Here is a 20,614-nt window from a genome sequence, read left to right as displayed (position 1 = left end):
GCAGCCGGAGGTCCGCAATCTAACTGTCGGGTTGCGTCCGCCGCGCCGGCGGGAGGAATAATGGCAGGATGCGGCTAGGCGTCCTCGACATCGGTTCCAACACTGTCCACCTCCTGCTGGTGGATGCCCACCCAGGCGCGCGGCCGGTACCTTTCGCCTCGCACAAGCGACCCCTCTCGCTGGTGCAGTACCTCGATGAGGCCGGCAACATCACCGACGCGGGCCAGTATGAGCTGACGGAGTTCGTGCTCGAGGCCTGGGAATTCGCGGCGCGGCACAAGGCTGACGACCTGCTGGCCTTTTGCACATCGGCAGTCCGAGAGGCCACAAACGGTCCCGCCGTGCTGGCCCGGGTGAAGCACGAAACCACTGTGACGCTGCAGGAACTCTCTGGCAGCGAGGAAGCGTCCATGACGTTCTTCGCCGTCCGCCGCTGGTATGGCTGGGCCGCCGGCACCGTCCTGAACTTCGACATCGGCGGCGGTTCCTTCGAAATGGCGCTGGGCCAGGATGAGCTGCCGGAGCTGGCCACCTCCGTGCCCCTCGGTGCCAGCCGGCTGACCCGGGACTGGCTGCACGAGGATCCGCCCTCCGCGAAGAGCGTCAAGGAACTGCGCCGCTACATCCGGGCCACCCTCAAGCCGGTGGTTCGAAACTTTAACGAGGTGGGCAGGGCCAACGTCCTGGCCGGCACCTCGAAGACCTTCCGCTCACTGGCCCGGATCGCCGGGGCCGCCCCCAGCGCCGCCGGCCCCTACGTGAAGCGCGACCTGAACCGTGCTGACCTCGGCATCTGGGCGCAGCGCATTTCTGCCATGAAGACCGAGGACCGGCTGCACCTGCCGGGGGTCTCCGAGGCACGGGCCAACCAGCTCCTCGCCGGCGCCCTGGTGGCTGAAGCGGCCCTGGAGCTTTTCGAGTACAAGAAAATCAAGATCTGCCCGTGGGCGCTGCGCGAGGGCCTCATCCTCCGGCGGCTCGACCAGCTGGTCTTCGACGGCCCGCTGGAGCCGGCACCGCACGTGGGCATCCAGCAGGCCTCGGCGCTGCCTGCAGTCTAGGGCCGGCGCCTTTAAACGAGTAAGCGCCGGCCGGCTACGCAGAAGAAGCTGGGGGGAACACTTCTGCAACCGACCGGCGCCATGCCAGTCCCGAAGGACCGGCTCCATCACTCGCACCTGTGAGGTATCTACGACACTAGAGGGGCAGTATGGGTGTTCTGCGGGATTTGCCTGACAGCAGGCTGGGAATCTGTCGGCAGCCTCGCGGAGCTTAAAAGTAAAAGACACCGACGGCCTGCTGCAGAAAAATGGGCAAAACCACTGCAGACCGTCGGTGCCTGACAAGCATCCCCATGCTTGCTTCATCACTCGCACCCTCAATGAGGTAATTACTAAGTTAGGTGCCGAAGGTGTGTGAATGCTTCGGCCAGCATGTGAGCTTCCTGTGAATGGCTGGCCTGCATCCGGAGCGATGAACTGCAATGATGGAGCAATGAGCAACCGAATCGCATTCCTTGGCTGTGGATCAATGAACGAGGCCATTCTGGGCGGCCTGCTGGAGAGCGGCACGAATCCCATGGAGATCGTGGCTACCGTCCGCCGGGCGGAGCGGGCAGCGGAGCTGGCCGAACGGCACACCGGCATCACGGCCATCGCCGGCAGCGAAGAACCCGACAACAACAAGCAGGCGGCCAAGGGGGCCGGCGTCGTGATTCTCGGCGTCAAGCCTGTGGGCATCGCCGAGCTGGCCCGGGAAGTCAGCGGCTCGCTTTCCCCCGATGCGATCGTTATCAGCGTTGCGGCCGCCGTCTCCATCGCCCAGCTCGAAGCCGCCCTGCCCACGGGCCAGGCGGTGATCCGGACCATGCCGAACACCCCCGCGAAGCTCGGCCGCGGCGTGGTCTCTGTGTCTGCCGGCAGCAGCTGCTCGCCCGAGCAGCTCCAGCGGGCGAAAGACATCCTTGGCGCCGTGGGAACCGTCGTCGAAATTCCCGAGGAACAGGTGGACGCCCTGGGCGCCATCAGCGGCTCCGGTCCGGCCTATGCGTTCTACCTGGCCGAGGCGATGGCAGCCGCCGGCGTGGAACTCGGCCTTGACCAGGAGCTGGCACTCCTGCTGGCACGCGAAACCGTCGCCGGAGCCGGCCTCATGCTCGCGGAACCCGGCGCCGAACCGGCCGCCCTGCGCAAGGCCGTCACGAGCCCCAACGGCACCACCGAACGCGCCATCGCCACGTTCGATGACCGCGGCATGCCGGCGATCATCGCCGCGGGCGCACGCGCCGCTGCCGACCGTGCCGCCGAGATCACCAAGCAGCTCGGCTAGCCACGCACCCCTCCCGCTCCAGGATTGGAGTTTTTGTCCAGGTACCGCGGGTAAAAGCCCCTTTAGGGCCCGATATCTGGACAAAAACTCTCCCGACGGCGGGCGGGACTTTACGGACGACGGCGGGCCGCCGTCGTCGGGTGCGTTACTAACCTTGCGTTACGGCCGGGCGGCGAACCGTTCCAGCAGGTCCACGTGGCCGGACACGATCAGCATGTCGCGGGCGGACACCTTGGTCTCGGGCCGGGCGTACGTGAAGTCCTCGCCGGGGGACTTCACGCCCACGATGGTCACGCCGTACTTGGACCGCACCTTGGACTCGTCCAGCGTGAAACCGACCGTTTCACGCGGCGGATACATCTTCACGATGGCGAAGTCGTCGTCGAACTCGATGAAGTCCAGCATGCGCCCGGAGACCAGGTGAGCGGCGCGGACGCCGGCGTCGGCCTCGGGGTAGATGACGTGGTTGGCGCCGATGCGGGTGAGGATCTTGCCGTGGGACGGCGTGATTGCCTTGACCCACAGGTGCTCGATGCCCAGGTCCACCAGGTTCACGGTGATGAGCACCGAAGACTCAATGGACGTGCCCACGCCCACCACCGCCGAGCTGAACTCCTGCGCACCCAGCTGGCGCAGCGCATCGATGTTTGTGGCATCCGCCTCCACCACGTGGGTTAGGACAGGCGACCACTTCTGGACCAGCGACCTGTCGCGTTCGATGGCCAGCACCTCGCGGCCCTGCTTCACCAGCTGCTCGGCGGTGGAGGCGCCGAAGCGGCCCAGCCCGATCACCAGGACCGGTGCGTTGTGGGCGGGGCGGTTGGCGGCGCCTGACGAATTAGCCAATGATGGGCCTCTCTTCCGGGTAGTGGTACAGCTGGCTGCGCTGGCGCAGGGCCAGGGCAGCGGCAAGCGTGACGGTGCCGACGCGGCCGGCGAACATCAGGATCGACAGCACATACACGCCCTCCGGCGGCAGTTCGGCGCTGAGGTTGGTGCTGAGGCCGACTGTGCCGAAGGCTGAGATGGTTTCGAAAAGCACCCGGTCGAGGGAGGCGCCGCTGATGTGCAGGAGCAGGAAGGCCGACGCGGAGACCAGCGTGGCGCCGGCGACGATCACGGAGATGGCCACGCGCATGGTCCCCTCCGGGATGGTGCGGCCGTAGACCTTGACGTCGGCGTCGCCGCGGGCTTCGGCGATGATGGCCAGGAACATGACGGCGATGGTGGTGACCTTGATGCCGCCGGCCGTCGACGCGGAGCCGCCGCCGGCGAACATGAGGGCGTCCGTGAGCAGCTTGGTGGTGGATTCCATCTGGTTCTGGTCCACGAGGTTGAAGCCGCCGGAGCGTGTCATGACGGAGGCGAAGAGCGCGTGCGTGATCTTGTCGCCGAGGCTCATGTTCCCGATGGTCCGGCTGTTGTCCCACTCCATGAGCGCCCACAGCACGGTGCCGGCCGCCAGCAGGATGAACGAGACCTGGATGGTGAGCTTCGTGTGCAGGTTCCACTTTTTCCAGTTCAGCCCGTTCTGCTGGAGCACCATGACCACGGGGAAGCCCAGGCTGCCCAGGAACACGCCGAGCATGAGCGGGATGAGGATCCAGAGGTCTGTTTCGTAGGGGACGATTCCGTCCGAGTGCGGGGTGAACCCGGCATTGTTGAAGGACGAGATCGCGTAGAAGACGCCGTGCCAGACGGACTGCAAGAATGGCTCGCCGAGGACCATGAAGCGCGGGATCAGGGCGAGCGCAAGGGTGCCCTCGATCACCACGGAGGTGGTGATGACGATCCGCAGCAGGGTACCCACTTCACCGAGCCGGCCGGCGTTGTTCATGGCCTCCTGGGCGATGAGCTTGCCCCTGACCCCCAGCTTCTTGCTCACCATGAGGGCCAGCAGCGACGCCAACGTCAGCGTGCCGAGGCCGCCGACGAAAATGCCGATCAGGATGATCAGCTGCCCGAAGAAAGACCAGTGCGCGGCGGTGGACACCACGGTCAGGCCCGTGACGCAGACGGCCGAGACCGCGGTGAAGAGCGCCTGGTGAAGCGGCGTGAAGTCACCGGTTGCCGAGGAGGCCGGCAGCGACAGGAGCGCTGTGAAAAGGACGATGACCACCACGAAGGCGCTCAGGGCAAGGCGGGCCGGGGAGGTGTTGGCAATGTCATCGATGAAGTCACGGATGCCCGTGAATATCCACAGGCCCTCACGCTCCGGCGGTGCGGGTTGCCAGCTGGCGGGGCTCTTGGACCTCGACTGGCTTTGGGTCATGTGCGGCTATTCCTCGATTGACTCTGCTTCCTCCAGTAGTAAACCACTAAACACCGCGCCGTGACCGGGCCTGCGACCAGACCGGCCTCCGGTAGCCTGTGAGTGATGACACTCCAGCCCGGACTCAGCCTCCCCGCACTGCCAACGACGGTGGTGTGGGACGCCGCCATGACGGCCTACAACTTCGGCCCGGGCCACCCCATGGCGCCGGAGCGCCTGGACCTGACCGCCCGGCTGGCCGGAAGCCTGGGCCTGCTGGACCTCGGCCACGTCACGCTGGCGGCCCCGGACGTGGCCGACGACGGCGAACTCACCACAGTCCACAGCCCCGACTTCGTGGCCGCGGTCCGCCGGGCCAGCGACAACCCCGCCGCCGCGGACGAGTCTTACGGACTCGGCACCGAGGACGATCCCGCGTTTGCCGGCATGCACGAGGCCGCCGCGCGACTGGCCGGCGGCTCCCTCCTTGCGGCGAGCTCGATCCTGGACGGCTCGGCGGTCCGGGCCGTGAACTTCGGCGGCGGACTCCATCACGCATCCCGTGACCGGGCCAGCGGCTTTTGCGTCTACAACGATGCCGCCCTGGCCGTCCGGAAACTGCTCGACGGCGGCGTGCAGCGGGTGGCATATATCGACGTCGACGCCCACCACGGGGACGGGACGCAAAGCATCTTCTGGGACGAGCCCCGCGTCCTTACCATCTCGCTTCATGAGACCGGAATGTCCCTTTTCCCCGGCACCGGCTTCGCCAACGAGATCGGCGGTCCCGAGGCCCTGGGCAGCGCGGTGAACGTGGCACTGCCCGCGGGGACGGGGGACGCCGGCTGGCTGCGGGCGTTCCACGCCGTGGTGCCTCAGCTGGTGGGCGCCTTCGCACCCGAGGTCATCGTCAGCCAGCACGGCTGTGATTCGCACCGGCTCGATCCCCTGACCCATCTCAACGTCAGCGTGGACGGACAGCGTGAGGCCGCCACCGCCGTCGCGCACCTCGCCGCCCGGTACTGCGGAAACCGCTGGATCGCCACCGGCGGCGGCGGGTACCACATCACGGGCGTGGTGCCGCGGACGTGGAGCCACCTGATCGCCATAGCCGCGAACCGGCCAGTGCCGCTGCGGACCCCCGTGCCGGAGGCGTGGCGGACCTATGTGCAGGAGCGCTACGCCGTTGACACGCCAGAGACTATGGGCGACGACGCCGACGTCTGGTGGCGCTCCTGGGAGGTGGGCTTCGATCCCAACGACGACATCGACCGCACCGTGATGGCCACGCGCAAAGAGGTTTTCCCGCTGTACGGCCTGGACCCCTGGTTCGACTAGTTCACTGGTTCGACCAGTTTCTTCACGGGACGGGCCCGAGGCGAAATAGTAGATGCCATTCGGCGTATATGTCGCTAGGGTGGGTCTCATGGTGACAGACGACGTATTTGCCGTCATTGCTGAGGCAACGCGGCGCGACATTCTCGTGTCTCTCCAGTCGGGGGACAAAGCTGTGGGGGAGCTGGTCGAGGAGCTCGCCGCCAGCCAGCCCACCATCTCCAAACACCTCAAGGTGCTGCGTGAAGCAGACCTGGTCAGCATGCGCGCGCAGGGCCAGAAGCGCTACTACGCGCTTAATCCCAAGCCGCTGGCCGGAGTCGCAAGCTGGCTTGAGACGTTCGACGTCGGACGCGCGGCTTCCGCCGCAGCATCACCTGAGGCCGTACCCCAGCAGGCTGAGGAAGCACCGACCGGTTCCGCCCAGACGGCTTCGTCAGCCGCGTCCGCCGGGACCCCTTCCGTAAGTCCAGGGACGGCCGCGGCCGTCCCTGTTGCGGAGGTCCCGGACGCCTTCGCGGCAGCCGCGGCGCACGCCCGCGGTGCAGCGGACGATGCCACCCACGCCTCTGGCCGTCCGGCGAGCGGCGAGCTGAGTCCCGCCGTCGTGGTTCCCGGCGGACAGCTGCCAGCAAGCGCGGGCCAGGATGACACCGTCCCGCAGCAGATCGGCCGCTCCGTGGGCCGTGCGGCGACGAAAGCCGCGGACCTGCTGGCCAGCCTGCCCAAGTTCGGCCGCAAAAAGTAGCCCGCTCAACGAGTTTTTGTCCAGATAATGGGGGCTAATCGCCCATTTGAGGCCATTATCTGGACAAAAACTCCAGCGCGGAGGGCGGGTTATTTGCGCAGGATCCGCACGTGGTCCGGGGTCAGCTCGGAGATCTTGCTGGCGCCCAGGAGCGCCATGGTGCGGGCCATGTCCTTTTCGAGGATCTGCAGGACGCGGTCGACGCCGGCCCGGCCGCCGGCCATGAGCCCGTAGAGGTAGGCGCGGCCAATGAGCGTGAAGTCGGCACCGAGGGCCAGGGCTGCGATGATGTCCGCGCCGCTCATGATTCCGGTATCCAGCATGATGGCAGCGTTGCTGTTGTCCGCCTTGAGCGCCTTGGAAACTTCCGGGAGCAGGTGGAAGGGGATGGGGGCGCGGTCCAGCTGGCGGCCGCCGTGGTTGGACAGGACGACGCCGTCGGCGCCGTGGTCCACCACCTTGCGGGCGTCGTCCACGGTCTGGATGCCCTTGACCACGAGCTTGCCCTTCCAGGTTTCGCGCAGCCAGTCCAGGTCCTCGAAGGTGAGGGTGGGGTCGAACATGGAGTTGATGAGGTCGGCCACCGTGCCCGTGTACCGCGAGAGTGACGCGAAGGTGAGCGGCTCGTGGGTGAGGAAGTTGAACCACCAGGCCGGCCGGTAGGACGCATCCAGGACGGTCTTCAGCGTCAGTGCCGGCGGGATGGTCATACCTTTGCGGACATCGCGCAGCCGCGCCCCGGCGACGGCGGTGTCAACCGTGACCATGAGGGTGTCGTTCCCGGCCTTCGCCGCCCGCTCAATCAGTCCAAGGGAGCGGTCGCGGTCCGTCCAGAGGTACAGCTGGAACCAGTTCCGGCCGTTGGGTGCCGCCGCGGCCACGTCCTCGATCGAGGCGGTGCCCATGGTGGAGAGCGTGTAGGGGATGCCTGCGGCTTCGGCGGCCTGCGAGCCCGCGTATTCGCCCTCGGACTGCATCATCCGGGTGAAGCCGGTGGGGGCGATGCCCACGGGAAGCCGGGAGGACTTGCCCAGAATGTCAGTGCTCAGGTCGATACTGGAGACATTCCGCAGGATGCCGGGGCGGAACTCGATGTCCAGGAATGCTTCACGGGCACGCCGCAGGGTGATCTCGGACTCCGCCGCGCCGTCGGTGTAGTCAAACGGTGCCTGCGGGGTGCGGCGCTTGGCGATGTCGCGCAGTTCCCAGACAGTACTGGCGCGCTTGAGCCGGGCCTCCTTGCTGAACTCGGGCTTCTTGAACTGCATGAGCGGGGCGAGGTCCGAGTACTTCGGGATGCGGCGCTTCAGCGCGGCCGGAACGGCAGTGGCTGCCGCAGCGACGCCGGTGGCAGTCCGCGTGGCCGGAACGTCCGTCGCGTCCGGGGCCGGGGTGGTCTCGGGGTTGCTGGGCTGGATGGTGTGGGTCATGGCTTTCCTCCGTGGGCATGCCGGGAGACGGGCTGAACAGCCAGAGCCTCCCTGCTGTGGTCTAACCACACTGTAAAGCATGTGGTCCAACCACATCAAGTACCATGGGCTCATGCGCACGCACCAACTTGTCCTGCGGTGGATCGAGGACCAGCTCTCCGGCGGCCAGCTCGCCGTCGGCGGCAGGCTTCCAGCCGAGCGGACCCTGGCCGAGCAGCTAGGTGTCTCCCGCACCTCCGTCCGCGAGGCCATCAGGGTCCTCGAGGCCATGGGAGTGGTACGGGCAGGCGTGGGGTCCGGCCCGGAGGCGGGAACGGTGGTGATCTCAGATCCGACGGCGGCGCTTGGCTCCGCCCTGCGGCTGCACGTGGCCACGCAGCACCTGCCGGTGGAGGACGTGGTAGAGACGCGTGTGCTGCTCGAGTCCTGGGCGGCCGCCCGGGCCAGGCCTGACGCACCGGAGCTGGACGTGGCCGGCGCCCTGCTGGACGACATGGACGAGGGCCACGGCACGGACGACTTCCTGGCCCTGGACGTCCGCTTCCACCTGGCCCTTGCCGACGCCGCCGGCAACGCCGTGGTCAGCGCCATGATGGGGTCCCTGCGGGAGGCCATCCAGGGCTACGCGGGGCAGCTGACGGCGAATTTGCCCGACTGGGATGCCACCGCCGCACGGCTGAGGGCCGAGCACCGGGAGATCCTGGCGGCCATCAAAAAGGACGACGGCGGCCGTGCAGCCGAGCTGGTGGCGGCCCATATCCGGGGGTACTACAAGGAAGCCGGGCTGGGCCCGAAGGATTCGGACCCGGCCCGGCCGTAATCGACCTTTGGGATGGAGTTTTTGTCCAGATAATGGCCCCAACCGGGGGTGTAACTCGCGATATCTGTCCAAAAACTCCAGGGGGGTGAGGGTTAGCGGACCTCGACCTCCAGCGACTGGAAGTCGTCCGCCGCGTGCCGGCCCACCAGCAGGCGGAACGGGCCGCGCTCAACCTGCCAGCTGCCGTCGTAATGGCCAAAGGCACGGGCCGGGATCCGCACCTCAACTGTGTCCGTGCCGCCCGCTGCCAGGTGCGTGCTGGCGTATCCGGCCAGCCAGCGGACGGGCCGCTCCACCGCAGAATCCTCGCGCGAAAGGTAGACCTGGACCACCTCGCGGCCGGTGCGCGTGCCGGTGTTCCGGACGGGGACGTGCACCACGATGTCCCGGCCGGCGGGAACGGACTGCGGCGCATGGGCGGCGCCGAGTTCGAATGTGGTGTAGCCGAGGCCGAAGCCGAACGGGAACAGTGGGGTGGCGCCGCCCGCGGCCTGCTGCCTGAGCCACGCGCGGTAGCCGACGTGGATGCCCTCGCTGTACACCACCTTGCCGTCAACGGGCGTGGTGTTCAGGACGGGAACGTCCGCGAGCGCCGACGGCCAGGTGGTGGGAAGCCGGCCGCCGGGCTCCTCCTTGCCAAGCAGGATGTCCGCCACGGCGGTGCCGAACTCCTGCCCGCCGAACCAGCCGAGGAGCACGGAGCTGACCCTGTCCAGCCACGGCAGCAGCACCGGCGAACCGGAGTTGACCACCACGACGGTGCGCGGGTTGACCGCGGCCACAGCCTCAACAAGCTCGTTCTGGTGGCCGGGGAGGTCCAGGTCCTTGCGGTCGAAGCTTTCGGATTCGATGGCTGCATTGGTGCCCACCACGACGACGGCGACGTCGGCCGTCCGCGCCGCCTCGACGGCGGCACGGATCTCGGCCTGGGGATCGGCGACGATGGCCTCCTCGCCGAGCAGGATGGCCGTCAGCGGAATCTCCTGCTGCGGCGGCAGCTTGTATAGCGCGTCGATGGCGAACCGCTGGCCGGCCGTGGCCTCGAAGGCGTGGATGGTCTGGGGCGGATCGAACAGGGCAGCGCCCAGGACGTCGGTATCGTCCTCCAGCTCACCGTTGAAGACCTCGGTGCCGCCGATGGAGACGGCGATGTGCCCGACGGTACCCACGCCGAGGTGGCGGACGCCTGCGGTTTCCGCTGTCCACTCGGTCTGCATGCGGATAGCCGCCGTGCCCCCGGGAATGCCGACGCCGAACCAGATCAGGTGCGAAGCCAGCCGGTCCTCGCCCGAGATCTCCGTTCCGTCGGCGGCCAGGAAGGTCACGCGCATGCCGGGCACGCCGCTGACCGGGTTGTGCAGCGCCTTGCGGGCGAACGGCTGCAGCCCCTCGGCCACCTTGGCGCCGCGGGCGTAGGTGAGGGTGACGTCGTCGGGCAGTGCCTTGCGCAGGCCCTCCAGCGGCGAGACGGTGTACTTGGGCATGACCGTGGCGCTGCCGCCGCCCTGCGTGCGGGCCTCGTCGGCGTTGTGCCCGATGACGGCCACGCTGCCGAGTGCCTTGGTGTCCAGCGGGAGCAGGCCGCCCTCGTTGCGGACCAGCACGGCTCCGCGGACTGCCACCTCGCGGGCCAGCTGCGCGCCGTCGAGCTCCGCGGGCAATTCGGTGACCGCGGCGTCGAAACCTTCCAGTGAACCGACCCTGGCGGCGAGGCGCAGGATGCGGGTGACCTTTTCCAGGATCGCGTCCCGGCTGACCCGGCCGTCCTCGACGGCGGCGAGCAGCTTGGCGCCCCAGTGGCCCACCGGCCCGGGCATCTCCAGGTCCTGGTGGGCTTTGGCGGCGTCCACCGAGCGGACACCGGTCCAGTCCGAAACCACGACGCCGTCGAAGCCCCACTCAGTGGACAGCGGGGTTTCCAGCAGCTTGTTCTCGCTGGCCGTGGTGCCGTTGATGGAGTTGTAGGAACTCATGACCAGCCAGGCGCGGGCCTCGGTGATGGCGTCCTCGAACGCGGCCAGGTAGAGCTCGCGCAGGGGCCGTTCGTCGACGACGGAATCGGAGGTGAAGGGGTCGGTCTCGGCCTCGTTGGCGAGGTAGTGCTTGGGGGTGGCGCCAACGCCCATTGACTGCACGCCGGCGACGTAGCCGGCCGCGAGGGTGGCGGTGAGCCGCGGATCCTCGCTCATGCATTCGAAGTGGCGGCCGCCCAGCGGAGAGCGGTGCAGGTTGATGGTGGGGCCGAGGACGGCGTGGACGCCCTTGCGGCGCGCCTCCTGGCCCAGCACCTGGCCGTAGCGGCGGGCGATGTCCACGTTCCACGTGGCGGACAGGGCGGACGATGACGGCAGGGAGACGGAGTCGTGGCGCTCGTCGAAGTCTTCGCCGCGGACGCCGGCCGGGCCGTCGGACAGCACGATCCGGCTCAGGCCGATTTCCGGAATGGCTCGCGTGGACCACACGTCGGCACCGGTGAGCAGCCCGACCTGCTGTTCCAGGCTCAGGCTTCGGGCCAGGTCGCGCAGGCGCGCCTCGGCCTCTTGCGGCAGCAGCCCGGCGCCATCTGCCGGGGCGGTCTTGGGTGAGGTCTTCTGTGAGGTCTTCTGTGCGGACAGGGTGGGGTTCATTTATTTGACTCCTTTGATACGGGTGACCAGTACAGCGCCGATGATGCCGACGGCGGCCCCTCCGAGGAAGAGGGCGGGGTAGCCGCCGAGGGCGATGACGGGGAAGGCGACGGCGGGCACGATGGACTGGGGGAGTGCCTGGGCAATGTTAAAGACCCCGAAGGTCTTGGCGTTCTCGGCCTGGCCGCTGGGCAGGAGGTCGGCGATGAGGGCCACGTCAACGGCGCCGAAGCAGCCCAGGCCGAGGCCCACGATCGCCTGGCCCACCAGGACCTGGTCTGTGCCGGGGCTCATGGCGATGACGATAAGGCCGGCCATGATGATGAGGCTGGAGGCGATGACCAGGGCCTTGCGCTTGCCGATCCTGTCGCTGATCCAGCCGCCCGCGATGCTGGTGACTACAGTTCCGGCCGAGCTGACCAGCGTGGCCTGGAAGACCAGGGAGGCGATGCTTTCCTCTGCCACGTGGAGCTGGTCCGCGAAGAAGTACGGCAGGCAGAGCAGGCCCGCGCAGTAGCCGATGTAGACCATGAACTTGGTCAGCCAGGCCCAGCCGAGGCCAGGGTGGAGGCGCGGATCGAAGTAGAAGGATCCCAGGACTTCCTTGAGGTTCAGGGGCGCCGGCCGTTCGGTGAGGACCCGGTCCTTGAACGTGAAGGCGAAGCCAATGGCCAGGGCGGTCCCCACGATGCCCGGAACCACCGCCATCTGGAAGGCGTTGTCGAAGAGTTGCGCGAAGTACGCCGCTGCCACGAGGCCGATGGGCAAGGTCATGCCGATGAGGCCGGAGAGGCGGCCGCGCTCAGCGGGGGCGGCCTGGTCCGGGAGCGTCGCGACGAGGGCGGCCAGTGCAGCGTTGAATCCGAGCTGCGCCACAACCCAGGCGCCCAGGACCCCGGCCACATCGCCGGCGAGGCCCAGGAAGAAGAGCGCGCCGAGCCAGATGAGGGAGCCTCCAACGATTCACGGCTTGCGCATGCCGAGCCGGGACGTGGTGCGGTCGCTCAGGCGTCCGAAGAACGGGTTGGCCACCAGGGCGATGACGGCCCCGACGCCGGCCACGAGGCTCAGCGCTCCGGCCCTGGTTTCCGGGGTGGTGATTTCGGAGACCTTGATGGCGAGGACGACGAGGGCAGGTGCGAGCAGGGCCATCCAGAGGCCTGCGCTGGCGATGGGCATGCCGATGACGTATGCCCGGGGTGCCCTGACGGACGGTCCTGCGGTTGAAGATCGTGCGGGCGGAGCCGCTGTCTCTTCGGATATGGATTCGATGGCCACATTGCCTCCTGACGAAAAGTGGCCCACCGTTGGGCCTCGGTGAAAGCGTAGCGCCAAAAACCTAGTGTGACTAGGTTTTGTGGAACTTGACTTGGCGCCCGGTGGAACGGGACCGTGAAATAAACTGGCGAAATGTCTCCCTCAAAGCCCCGCGGGCAGTACGCCAAAGGCGCCGAACGCCGCGAGCAGATCATCCAGACCGCTACAGATGTCTTTGCCACCGAAGGCTTCGAGGGCACGGCCCTCAAGCGAGTCGCCGAGCTCGTGGGCGTCAAGGAAGCAACGCTCTTCCACTACTTCAGCGGCAAGCAGGAGCTGCTGACGGCGGTGCTTGCCGAGCGGGACCGGCGCAGCAGGGACCTTGGGGGATTGGTCGAGTTTGGCCTGCCGATGCTGGCCCCGGTGGCGGAGCGGAACAGGAAGGAGCCCGGGCTAACCACGCTGTACGCCGTGGCATCGGCAACGGCCAATGACCCCGGGCACGCTTCGCACGGCTACTTCCAGGACAGGTACTCCCAGCTGGTGGACGTGCTGGCGCTCGACATCGGCCGGCGACAGGAGGCGGGAGAGGTCCGGTCTGACGTTGCCGCGGAGCCACTCGCGCGGCTGGTCATCGCCGCCTTCGACGGTTTGCAGCTGCAGTGGCTGTACGACAAGAAGGTGGACATGGCTGGCGGACTGACGGAGCTCGTCGACGTGCTCCTGGTCCCGGCCAAGCCCTAACTCCGGCGCGCTCAAACCGCAGCCCATCAGGCACGCGGCACCTCAAAGGCCGCGGCCCCTCAAGCAGGTGGCCCCTCAAGCCCGTGGTGTGGAGTTTTTGTCCACTTGTCGCGACTTAGGGGGCCTTTAGGGGCCATTATCTGGACAAAAACTCCACCGGTGAGGGGCTACTTTCCGGCGGGGCCCGTGCTTCCGCGGATCTCGAGGCGCGGTTGGAAGGTGGTCTCCTCGTCCGGTGCCTCCGCGTTGCGGATCAGGGCCCGCAGGCTGTGCCACGCCCGTTCGCCGAGTTCCGTGATCGGCACCGCGGCGGTGGTGAGCGGCGGGGTGGTGTACCGGGCGAAGGGGATGTCGTCGAAGCCGGTGATGGAGATGTCCTCGGGAACGCGGACGCCGCGTTCGTGCAGTCCGCTGAGCAACCCCATGGCCACGAGGTCGTTGAACGCGAGGACGCCAGTGGCCCCGCTGGCCAGCACCTGGTCCACGGCTTCATGGCCGGTCTCGAAGCTGGACCCGCCGTCGAGCATCCGGAGCTCGACGCCGGGATGCCCGGCCCGGAACTTGTCCAGCCCGGCCATTCGGGCCCGGTTGGAGGCGCTTCGGGCAGGGCCTGCAAGGAAGGCGATGCTGGTGTGCCCCAGGGTGACCAAGTGTTCGGCGAGCTCCTGCACGCCCTGGCCGTAGTCCACCTCGAGGCTGGGCACGCGGGTTTCCGTGGTGCTGCGGTTGATCAGGACCATGGGATGCAGTGACGGCGCCAGTTCCTCAAGTTCGGCGTCGGCCATACGCGGCGCGCAGAGCACCAGCCCGTCGCAGCGTCGCCGCGCTTCGCCGGCCAGGATCGCCTCCTCGCTGGAGACTTCCGAAGAGTCCGCAATGAGCACCCGGTAACCGTCCTGGGCCGCGGCCATGCTCAGCCCCCGCAGGATGGCCTGGAACGTGGGGTTGGCAAGGTCCGGCACCACGATTCCGATGGTGTCGGTCTTGCCCAGGGCCAGGCTGCGGCCCACAGGATTCGGTTGGTAGTTCAGTTCCGCCGCCGCATCCCGCACGCGCTGGGCGATGGCGGGATCCACGGTGAAGTTGCCGTTCATGACGCGGGAAACGGTGGCATGCGAGACGCCGGCCTTGATGGCGACGTCCGCGATGCCGATGCGCCGGGTGCCGTTTCTCCTGCCCATGTGCTTCCTTCCCTGTCTGCTGCCACTGTCCAGCCGCGGCCGCGCAGCCACTGTCCAGCCGCGGCCGCGCAGCCACTGTCCAGCCGCGGCTGCGCAGCCACTGTCCAGCCGCGGCTCCTCCGGCCTTGCGAAAGATGGTTGACGCGCTTGCCGGTGTCTTGATACAAAGCTTATAACGTTTCGAGAAAACGCTTTCTCAGGATTTTTCCTTCATGTGGGCAGGGCGTCAAGCGGCCCGCCTACCGCCTTTGGAAAGGGGCTCACCCATGGTCAATGTCGACACAGCACAGAAACCACGGCCCGGAACGAAAACGCCGGAAAAGCGCTCCCGGATTGCCCTGATCGGCACCGGCGGCCGCTCGGAGATGTACATCCGCGCCATCCTCGGCGAGCACGCGGATGTGGCAGAGCTGGTGGCCCTCTCGGACGCCAATCCCGGCCGCGTGGAGTACTACCAGCGGCTCATCCGCCAACTCGGCGCGGAGGCTCCGGCTGACTCGTTCGAGCCCGGCAACCTGGCCGGATACATCAGGGCCAACGGGATCGACCGCGTCATCGTCACCACCCCGGACTACACCCACGCCGATTACATCGTGGAAGCGCTGGAGGCGGGGGCCGACGTCGTCGTCGAAAAGCCGCTGACCATCGACGCCGAGGGCTGCCGCCGTATCACGTCAGCGGTTGCGGCCACGGGCCGCAACGTGGTGGTCACCTTCAACTACCGCTACTCGCCCCGGAACACCGCGCTGAAGCAGGTCATTCAGGACGGCGTGATCGGCAGGGTGACGTCCATCGACTTCAGCTGGGTGCTGGACACGGTCCACGGGGCCGACTACTTCCGCCGCTGGCACCGCGACAAGCAGAACTCCGGCGGCCTGCTTATCCATAAGGCCTCCCACCACTTTGACCTCGTGAACTGGTGGATCGACGACGTTCCCGAGCGGGTCTACGCCTCCGGCGGGCTGCGGTTCTACGGCGCCACAAATGCCGCGGAGCGCGGCCTCGGCGCCCGCCCCAAGCGCGGCACAGAGCCCGGAACCACCGATGAAGGGACGCGGGACCCCTTCGCGCTGGACCTCCGCGAGGATGAGCGACTCCGCGAGCTGTACTACGACAACGAGAAGTTTGACGGCTACCGCCGGGACCAGGACGTCTTCACCGAAGGCATCACCATCGAGGACAACCTGGCGCTGACGGTGGACTACGACGGCGGGGCCACACTCAGCTACTCCCTGAACGCCCACAGCCCCTGGGAGGGCTACCGGGTTGCCGTCAACGGCACCGAAGGCCGGGCCGAGCTGGAGGTGGTGGAGCGTGCCGCCGTCGTCCACAGCACGGACAAGAAAACCGTGATGGACCCCTCCGCCACGCCTGTGAAGGAGGACGACGCCGTGCGCCGCAACGGAGAACGCCTCGTGGTCCAGCGCCACTGGGAGCGGGCATACGAGGTGCCGATCGTGAACGGCGAGGGAGGCCACGGCGGCGGAGACAACCTTCTGCTCTCCGACCTTTTCAACGGCCCGTGTGAGGATCTGCTGGGCCGCCCCTCCGGCTACCTCGATGGGCTGCGCTCCGTATCCGTGGGCATCGCGGGCAACGCATCGCTGGAAACCGGACTCCCCGTCCGCATCAGCGAGCTTGGCCTGGGCGTGGAACTGCGCCGCGGCCGGGCCTGAACGCAGCAGGAACAGGAACAACACCATGAGTAGAATTCTTGTCACCGGCGGCGCCGGGCGCCTGGGGCGCAGCGTGGTCACCGGCCTCGCCGAACGGGGCCACGGGGTGGTCTCGGCGGACCGGGACGCCGTCCCGGCCGGCACGTTCCCGGCCGGCGTCGAACAGGAAACGGCGGACCTGCTGGTCCCCGGCGAGGCGTTCCGCCTCCTGGAACGCACAGCGCCCGACGCCGTCATCCACCTCGCTGCTATTGCCGTGCCTTTCAGCGCACCCGAGGATGTCATTTTCAGCACCAACACCCGCCTCGCCTTCGCGGTGCTCAGCGCGGCCACCGAACTCGGGATCGGGAAGATCATCACGGCCAGCAGCCCCACCGTCCTGGGCTACGGCTCGCCAGCCGGCTGGCTGCCCGAGTCCTTCCCGGTGGACGAGGACACCGCGCCCCGCCCGTGGAACGCCTATGCACTGTCCAAGCTGATCGCCGAACAGACGGTGCAGATGTTCGCCGCCGCCCAGGGGGACCGGATCCGCTATGCGGCTTTCCGGCCCTGCTACGTCATCTCGCCGGAGGAGTGGGCGGGCGCCCCCACCCAGCAGGGACACACCGTCCGCGAACGGCTCGCCGACCCGGCGCTGTCCGCGCCGGCCCTTTTCAACTATGTGGATGCCCGGGACGTGGCCGACTTCCTGGATGTGCTCCTGCGGAACATGGAGTCCATTCCCAACGGCGAGACCTTCTTTGTGGGCGCCGCCGATGCGCTGGCCACCGAACCGCTGGCCACGCTTATGCCCCGGTACCTGCCCGGCAGCGCCGGCCACGCCGCCGGACTCGCCGGCACCACCCCCGCCTTTTCCATCGCCAAAGCCAAGCGGCTGCTCGGCTGGGAGCCCCAACGCACGTGGCGCACAGAACTCGCCCTGGCCGGTGCCACCGCAGGACCAGCCACCGCAGGATCAGCCACACTCGGATCACAGGAGACCAAATGAAACTCGACGGCGTGCTTTTCTTTCCCGTCACCCCCTTCGGCACCGACGGCGCAGTGGACGTTGAGGTCCTGAAGGAACACATCGCCTCCCGCATGCAGCATCGCCCCGGCGGGGTGTTCCCGGCCTGCGGCACCGGCGAATTCCACGCCCTGAGCATTGACGAGGTGCGCACCGTGGTGACGGCCGCCGTCGAAACCGTCAACGGCCAGGTGCCGGTCATCGCCGGCGCCGGCGGCCCCCTGGGGCACGCGGTCGCCGCGGCCCGCGCCGCCGAGGAATCGGGCGCCGACGCCCTGCTGGTCCTGCCGCCGTACCTGGTCACCGGACCCACCGACGGCGTGGTGGCCTACATCGAGGCGGTGGCCTGCGCCAGCAGCCTCCCGGTGATCGTGTACCACCGCGGCACGGCCAAGTTCACGGCGAAAGCCATCACGCAGCTCGCCGGGAACCCCAAGGTCATCGGCTTCAAGGACGGCATCGGCGACGTCGGCCTGGCCCAGGAGATCGTCTCCGCCGTCAGGGCCAGCGGCCGGGAGGACTTCCTGCTCTTCAACGGCCTCCTGACCGCAGAACTGACGCAGGGTGCCTACCGCGGACTGGGTATCCCGCTGTACTCCTCGGCTGCCTTCGCCATGGCGCCGGACATCGCCACCGCGTATTACGACGCCTACGCCAGCGGCGATGAGGACCGCCGGCAGGCCCTGCTCGAGGGCTTCTACGCGCCCCTGGTGCGCCTGCGGGACCAGACACCCGGCTTCGGGGTTTCCCTGATCAAGGCCGGGCTGCGCCTCGACGGCCTGGCCGTCGGCCCGGTCCGGCCTCCGCTGGTTGACCCCACCGAGGACCAGCTCGTGGAGCTCAAGGCGATCCTGGCCAGGGGCCACGAGCTGGCCGGCCGCTGATGCCGGCCAGGATCACCGGGCTCCACACGCGCCTGATTACGGTGCCCCTGCGGCGCAGCTGGGGTGCTGATGCGCCGGAGAACCACATCATCGCCACCAGCCTTTTTACGGACGACGGCGGTGCGGGACACGGTTTTTCCTGGACGCCCACCATCGGGCCGCAAGCCGTCAAGGCCCTCCTTGACCACGACATCGCCCCCTTTATCACCGGGCTGGACGCCAATCCGGAGGTGGTCTGGGACCAGCTCTGGAAACGGCTGCACGAGGCCGGTGGCGGCGGGCTCACCACCATCGCAACGGCCGGCGTCGACCTTGCCCTCTGGGACCTGGCGGCCCGCAATGCGGGTGTGCCCGTGGCCGGCCTGTTGGGCCAGCGGCAGGAATCGGTGGAGGTCTACGGCTCGGGCGTGAACCTGCACTATTCCCTGGACGAACTCGTCGCGCAAACCGAACGGTGGGTGTCAGCAGGCCACCAGGGCGTGAAGATCAAGGTGGGAAAGCCGGACCTGGCTGAGGACGCCGAACGCGTGGCTGCGGTCCGGTCGGTACTTGGCCCCGACCGCAGGCTCATGATCGACGCGAACCAGCGCTGGGACCTGCCCGCGGCCGTCCGCGCCCTGGAGGTGCTGGGCCAGTTCGGCCTGGACTGGCTGGAGGAACCCCTGCGCGCCGACGACCTTTCGGCCTACCGGCGGCTGCGGAAACAGTCGCCGGTACCCATCGCGCTGGGCGAGAACGTGCATACCATCTACCGTTTCAGGGACTTCATCGAGGCCGAGGCGGTGGACATCATCCAGCCCAACATCATCCGGGTGGGCGGCATTACGCCGTTCCGCCGCATTGTTGAGCTGGCCAGGGCCAACAGCGTCCGGGTGGCGCCGCACCTGCTGCCCGAGCTGTCCGGCCAGCTGGCGCTGACCCTCGCGGAGGCCGTCAGCGTGGAGGACGTGGAGGACGCTTCCTTCGAGCAACTGGGCATCCTCGCGGGCCGGTCGCCGGTCCGGATCCGCGACAGCCGCCTCTACAGCACCGGGCTGCCGGGCCTGGGGTTCAGCTTCACCGCCGCGCTCACGCCCGAGCCGCGGGACCGAAGCTTCGACCTGCCGGCGGACCCGGCGTTCCGGCTCTCGTAGGGCCCGCTCACCCTATCCGGGTAGCAGCACAGGGCGTTCCCAGGTCTGGGAACGCCCTGTGCTGCTACATAGTTGGGCCAGCTACAGCTACAGCTGCAGCGTCAGCGGCCGGGGGAGTCCGTTGAGGTCCGCCGCCGGCCACCGCGGGTCCAATGTCAGGACGCTGGTACCCGCCGCCGACAGCTGGACCGTGTCCTCGATCTTGACGCCCGGGCCGGACGGATTCCACGTGAAGGTCTGGTTGGACACCACGACGTCGTCCGTGGCGGCGGTGGCACGGGGATCGCGGCCAGCATAGCCGGCGGGTCCGCCCTGGTGGTGCAGCGTCCACTGGTCGGCGCCGAAGCCGTGCCGGGCGTACGCGTCCTGGATCTCGGCGAAGATGCCGCCGAGCCGGGCGCCCGGAACTGTGGCAGCGAAGATGTCCGCCTCAACCGCCGCGATGCGTTTCTCGGCGTCGAGCTCGTCGGGGGTGCCGGCGTCGAACCTCACCCACCTGGTCACGTTGGCCACCAGGCCGTGCCGCCGGGCGCAGACCACGGCCATGGCGCGGCGGCCCAAGGGTGTGCGGGTGGCCAGCGGGTGCCGGAACGCGCTGCGCGAGCTGCCGTTGCAGAGCAGGACCAGGGGCTCCGCACCCGCCGCGACGATCCGTGCGGCAAGGGCGGACACGACCTCGACCTCGGTGGTCTCCGGCGTCGCCCGCGAAAGGACGTCGGTCATGGCGCCTGCGGCATCCGTGCACAGCCGCGCGTAACGGGCACTCTCGCCGGGCAGCATCGGCTGCCGGGCTGCCCGCAATTGCGTGGCCACTTCCTTCTCTGCCAGCGCCTCGCCGGGTCCGGCCAGCGCACCGACGGCGTCCGTGAGCTGGCCGTGCCAGGGAACCGTGTGAAGTTCGACGCCGGATGGCAGCTCTTCGGCGGCGAGGCGTTCCGCCTCGTTGTTGAATGTGATGAGGTGGTCACCGGTGCGGTCCACGAGGAGTGCCGCGATCGGGTCGCCGGCCAGGCTGATGTGGACACGGCTGCCGTCCAGGTACCAGGTCAGGGCAGTGTGGCTGGTCAGCAGCAGCGAGTGGCGCCCCGCGGCGTCGAGAATGTCCAGGACCCGTTGCCGCTTTAACGCCCGGTCCGTCAGCGCCCCAGGGGCGGTGCGGCCCGGGGGGCACTCCCTGTCCGGCCGCGCTGCCGG

General features: G+C 68.2%; 18 protein-coding genes. 10 read left to right on the top strand and 8 right to left on the bottom strand.

Annotated elements, in window-relative coordinates:
• The first annotated feature begins 68 nt into the window (after positions 1–68).
• Positions 69–1,061, top strand: coding sequence for a Ppx/GppA phosphatase family protein (locus AC1DFE_RS09530; protein WP_476905651.1), 993 nt, complete (start codon positions 69–71; stop codon positions 1,059–1,061).
• A 433-nt stretch (positions 1,062–1,494) separates the two neighbouring features.
• Complete coding sequence (gene proC, locus AC1DFE_RS09525; RefSeq protein WP_476905650.1) at positions 1,495–2,328, top strand: pyrroline-5-carboxylate reductase; 834 nt, start codon at positions 1,495–1,497, stop codon at positions 2,326–2,328.
• Between the two features lie 159 nt (positions 2,329–2,487).
• Here the strand turns inward: proC and AC1DFE_RS09520 are convergent, their stop codons facing one another.
• Positions 2,488–3,174, bottom strand: a complete 687-nt coding sequence (locus tag AC1DFE_RS09520) for a potassium channel family protein (RefSeq protein WP_476905649.1) — start codon at positions 3,172–3,174, stop codon at positions 2,488–2,490.
• A complete protein-coding gene (locus AC1DFE_RS09515) occupies positions 3,167–4,600 on the bottom strand; it encodes a TrkH family potassium uptake protein (RefSeq protein WP_476905648.1) in 1,434 nt (477 codons plus the stop codon). The genes AC1DFE_RS09520 and AC1DFE_RS09515 overlap by 8 nt, the downstream gene beginning before the upstream one ends.
• Before the next feature lie 105 nt (positions 4,601–4,705).
• Here AC1DFE_RS09515 and AC1DFE_RS09510 point away from each other — a divergent pair, with 105 nt between their 5' ends.
• Both AC1DFE_RS09510 and AC1DFE_RS09505 read left to right on the top strand, forming a co-directional pair.
• Entirely contained in the window at positions 4,706–5,917 is a 1,212-nt protein-coding gene (locus AC1DFE_RS09510) for an acetoin utilization protein AcuC (RefSeq protein WP_476905647.1), read from the top strand.
• Between the two features lie 88 nt (positions 5,918–6,005).
• Complete coding sequence (locus tag AC1DFE_RS09505; RefSeq protein ID WP_476905646.1) at positions 6,006–6,662, top strand: ArsR/SmtB family transcription factor; 657 nt, start codon at positions 6,006–6,008, stop codon at positions 6,660–6,662.
• Between the two features lie 89 nt (positions 6,663–6,751).
• Here AC1DFE_RS09505 and AC1DFE_RS09500 read toward each other — a convergent pair whose 3' ends face one another.
• Positions 6,752–8,092 (bottom strand): alpha-hydroxy acid oxidase, encoded by a 1,341-nt coding sequence (locus tag AC1DFE_RS09500; RefSeq protein WP_476905645.1) that lies wholly within the window; start codon positions 8,090–8,092, stop codon positions 6,752–6,754.
• Positions 8,093–8,204: 112 nt separating this feature from the next.
• On the opposite strand from AC1DFE_RS09500, the gene AC1DFE_RS09495 reads away from it, so the two are divergent.
• Positions 8,205–8,912 carry a FadR/GntR family transcriptional regulator gene (locus AC1DFE_RS09495; protein WP_476905644.1) on the top strand — a complete coding sequence of 236 codons (708 nt, stop codon included), beginning with the start codon at positions 8,205–8,207 and terminating at the stop codon, positions 8,910–8,912.
• Positions 8,913–9,004: 92 nt separating this feature from the next.
• Here the strand turns inward: AC1DFE_RS09495 and AC1DFE_RS09490 are convergent, their stop codons facing one another.
• The 3 genes from AC1DFE_RS09490 to AC1DFE_RS09480 are packed head-to-tail and all read right to left on the bottom strand — an operon-like array spanning position 9,005 to position 12,817.
• Positions 9,005–11,539, bottom strand: a complete 2,535-nt coding sequence (locus tag AC1DFE_RS09490; protein ID WP_476905643.1) for a beta-glucosidase — start codon at positions 11,537–11,539, stop codon at positions 9,005–9,007.
• The gene (locus AC1DFE_RS09485; protein WP_476905642.1) at positions 11,540–12,442 is read right to left on the bottom strand and encodes an MFS transporter; all 903 of its coding nucleotides are present in this window, start codon (positions 12,440–12,442) and stop codon (positions 11,540–11,542) included.
• Positions 12,443–12,502: 60 nt separating this feature from the next.
• A complete protein-coding gene (locus AC1DFE_RS09480; RefSeq protein ID WP_476905641.1) occupies positions 12,503–12,817 on the bottom strand; it encodes a hypothetical protein in 315 nt (104 codons plus the stop codon).
• Positions 12,818–12,949: 132 nt separating this feature from the next.
• Here AC1DFE_RS09480 and AC1DFE_RS09475 point away from each other — a divergent pair, with 132 nt between their 5' ends.
• Positions 12,950–13,540 (top strand): TetR/AcrR family transcriptional regulator, encoded by a 591-nt coding sequence (locus AC1DFE_RS09475; protein WP_476905640.1) that lies wholly within the window; start codon positions 12,950–12,952, stop codon positions 13,538–13,540.
• Positions 13,541–13,707: 167 nt separating this feature from the next.
• On the opposite strand, the gene AC1DFE_RS09470 is transcribed toward AC1DFE_RS09475, so the two are convergent.
• Positions 13,708–14,721 carry a LacI family DNA-binding transcriptional regulator gene (locus tag AC1DFE_RS09470; RefSeq protein WP_476905639.1) on the bottom strand — a complete coding sequence of 338 codons (1,014 nt, stop codon included), beginning with the start codon at positions 14,719–14,721 and terminating at the stop codon, positions 13,708–13,710.
• 266 nt (positions 14,722–14,987) lie between these two features.
• Here AC1DFE_RS09470 and AC1DFE_RS09465 point away from each other — a divergent pair, with 266 nt between their 5' ends.
• The 4 genes from AC1DFE_RS09465 to AC1DFE_RS09450 are packed head-to-tail and all read left to right on the top strand — an operon-like array spanning position 14,988 to position 19,420.
• Positions 14,988–16,397 carry a Gfo/Idh/MocA family protein gene (locus AC1DFE_RS09465; RefSeq protein WP_476905638.1) on the top strand — a complete coding sequence of 470 codons (1,410 nt, stop codon included), beginning with the start codon at positions 14,988–14,990 and terminating at the stop codon, positions 16,395–16,397.
• A 25-nt stretch (positions 16,398–16,422) separates the two neighbouring features.
• On the top strand, positions 16,423–17,385 hold the full coding sequence (locus tag AC1DFE_RS09460; protein WP_476905637.1) for an NAD-dependent epimerase/dehydratase family protein: 963 nt from the start codon (positions 16,423–16,425) through the stop codon (positions 17,383–17,385).
• Complete coding sequence (locus AC1DFE_RS09455) at positions 17,382–18,287, top strand: 5-dehydro-4-deoxyglucarate dehydratase (protein WP_476905636.1); 906 nt, start codon at positions 17,382–17,384, stop codon at positions 18,285–18,287. The genes AC1DFE_RS09460 and AC1DFE_RS09455 overlap by 4 nt, the downstream gene beginning before the upstream one ends.
• Positions 18,287–19,420 (top strand): mandelate racemase/muconate lactonizing enzyme family protein, encoded by a 1,134-nt coding sequence (locus AC1DFE_RS09450; protein WP_476905635.1) that lies wholly within the window; start codon positions 18,287–18,289, stop codon positions 19,418–19,420. The genes AC1DFE_RS09455 and AC1DFE_RS09450 overlap by 1 nt, the downstream gene beginning before the upstream one ends.
• A gap of 87 nt (positions 19,421–19,507) precedes the next feature.
• On the opposite strand, the gene AC1DFE_RS09445 is transcribed toward AC1DFE_RS09450, so the two are convergent.
• Entirely contained in the window at positions 19,508–20,560 is a 1,053-nt protein-coding gene (locus tag AC1DFE_RS09445; protein ID WP_476905705.1) for a M24 family metallopeptidase, read from the bottom strand.
• Positions 20,561–20,614 lie beyond the last annotated feature (54 nt).

This window comes from Arthrobacter sp. 05T423 (assembly GCF_056396245.1).
Note: the sequence above shows the minus strand (reverse complement) of the source record. Positions and strands in the feature narration are given on the sequence as shown.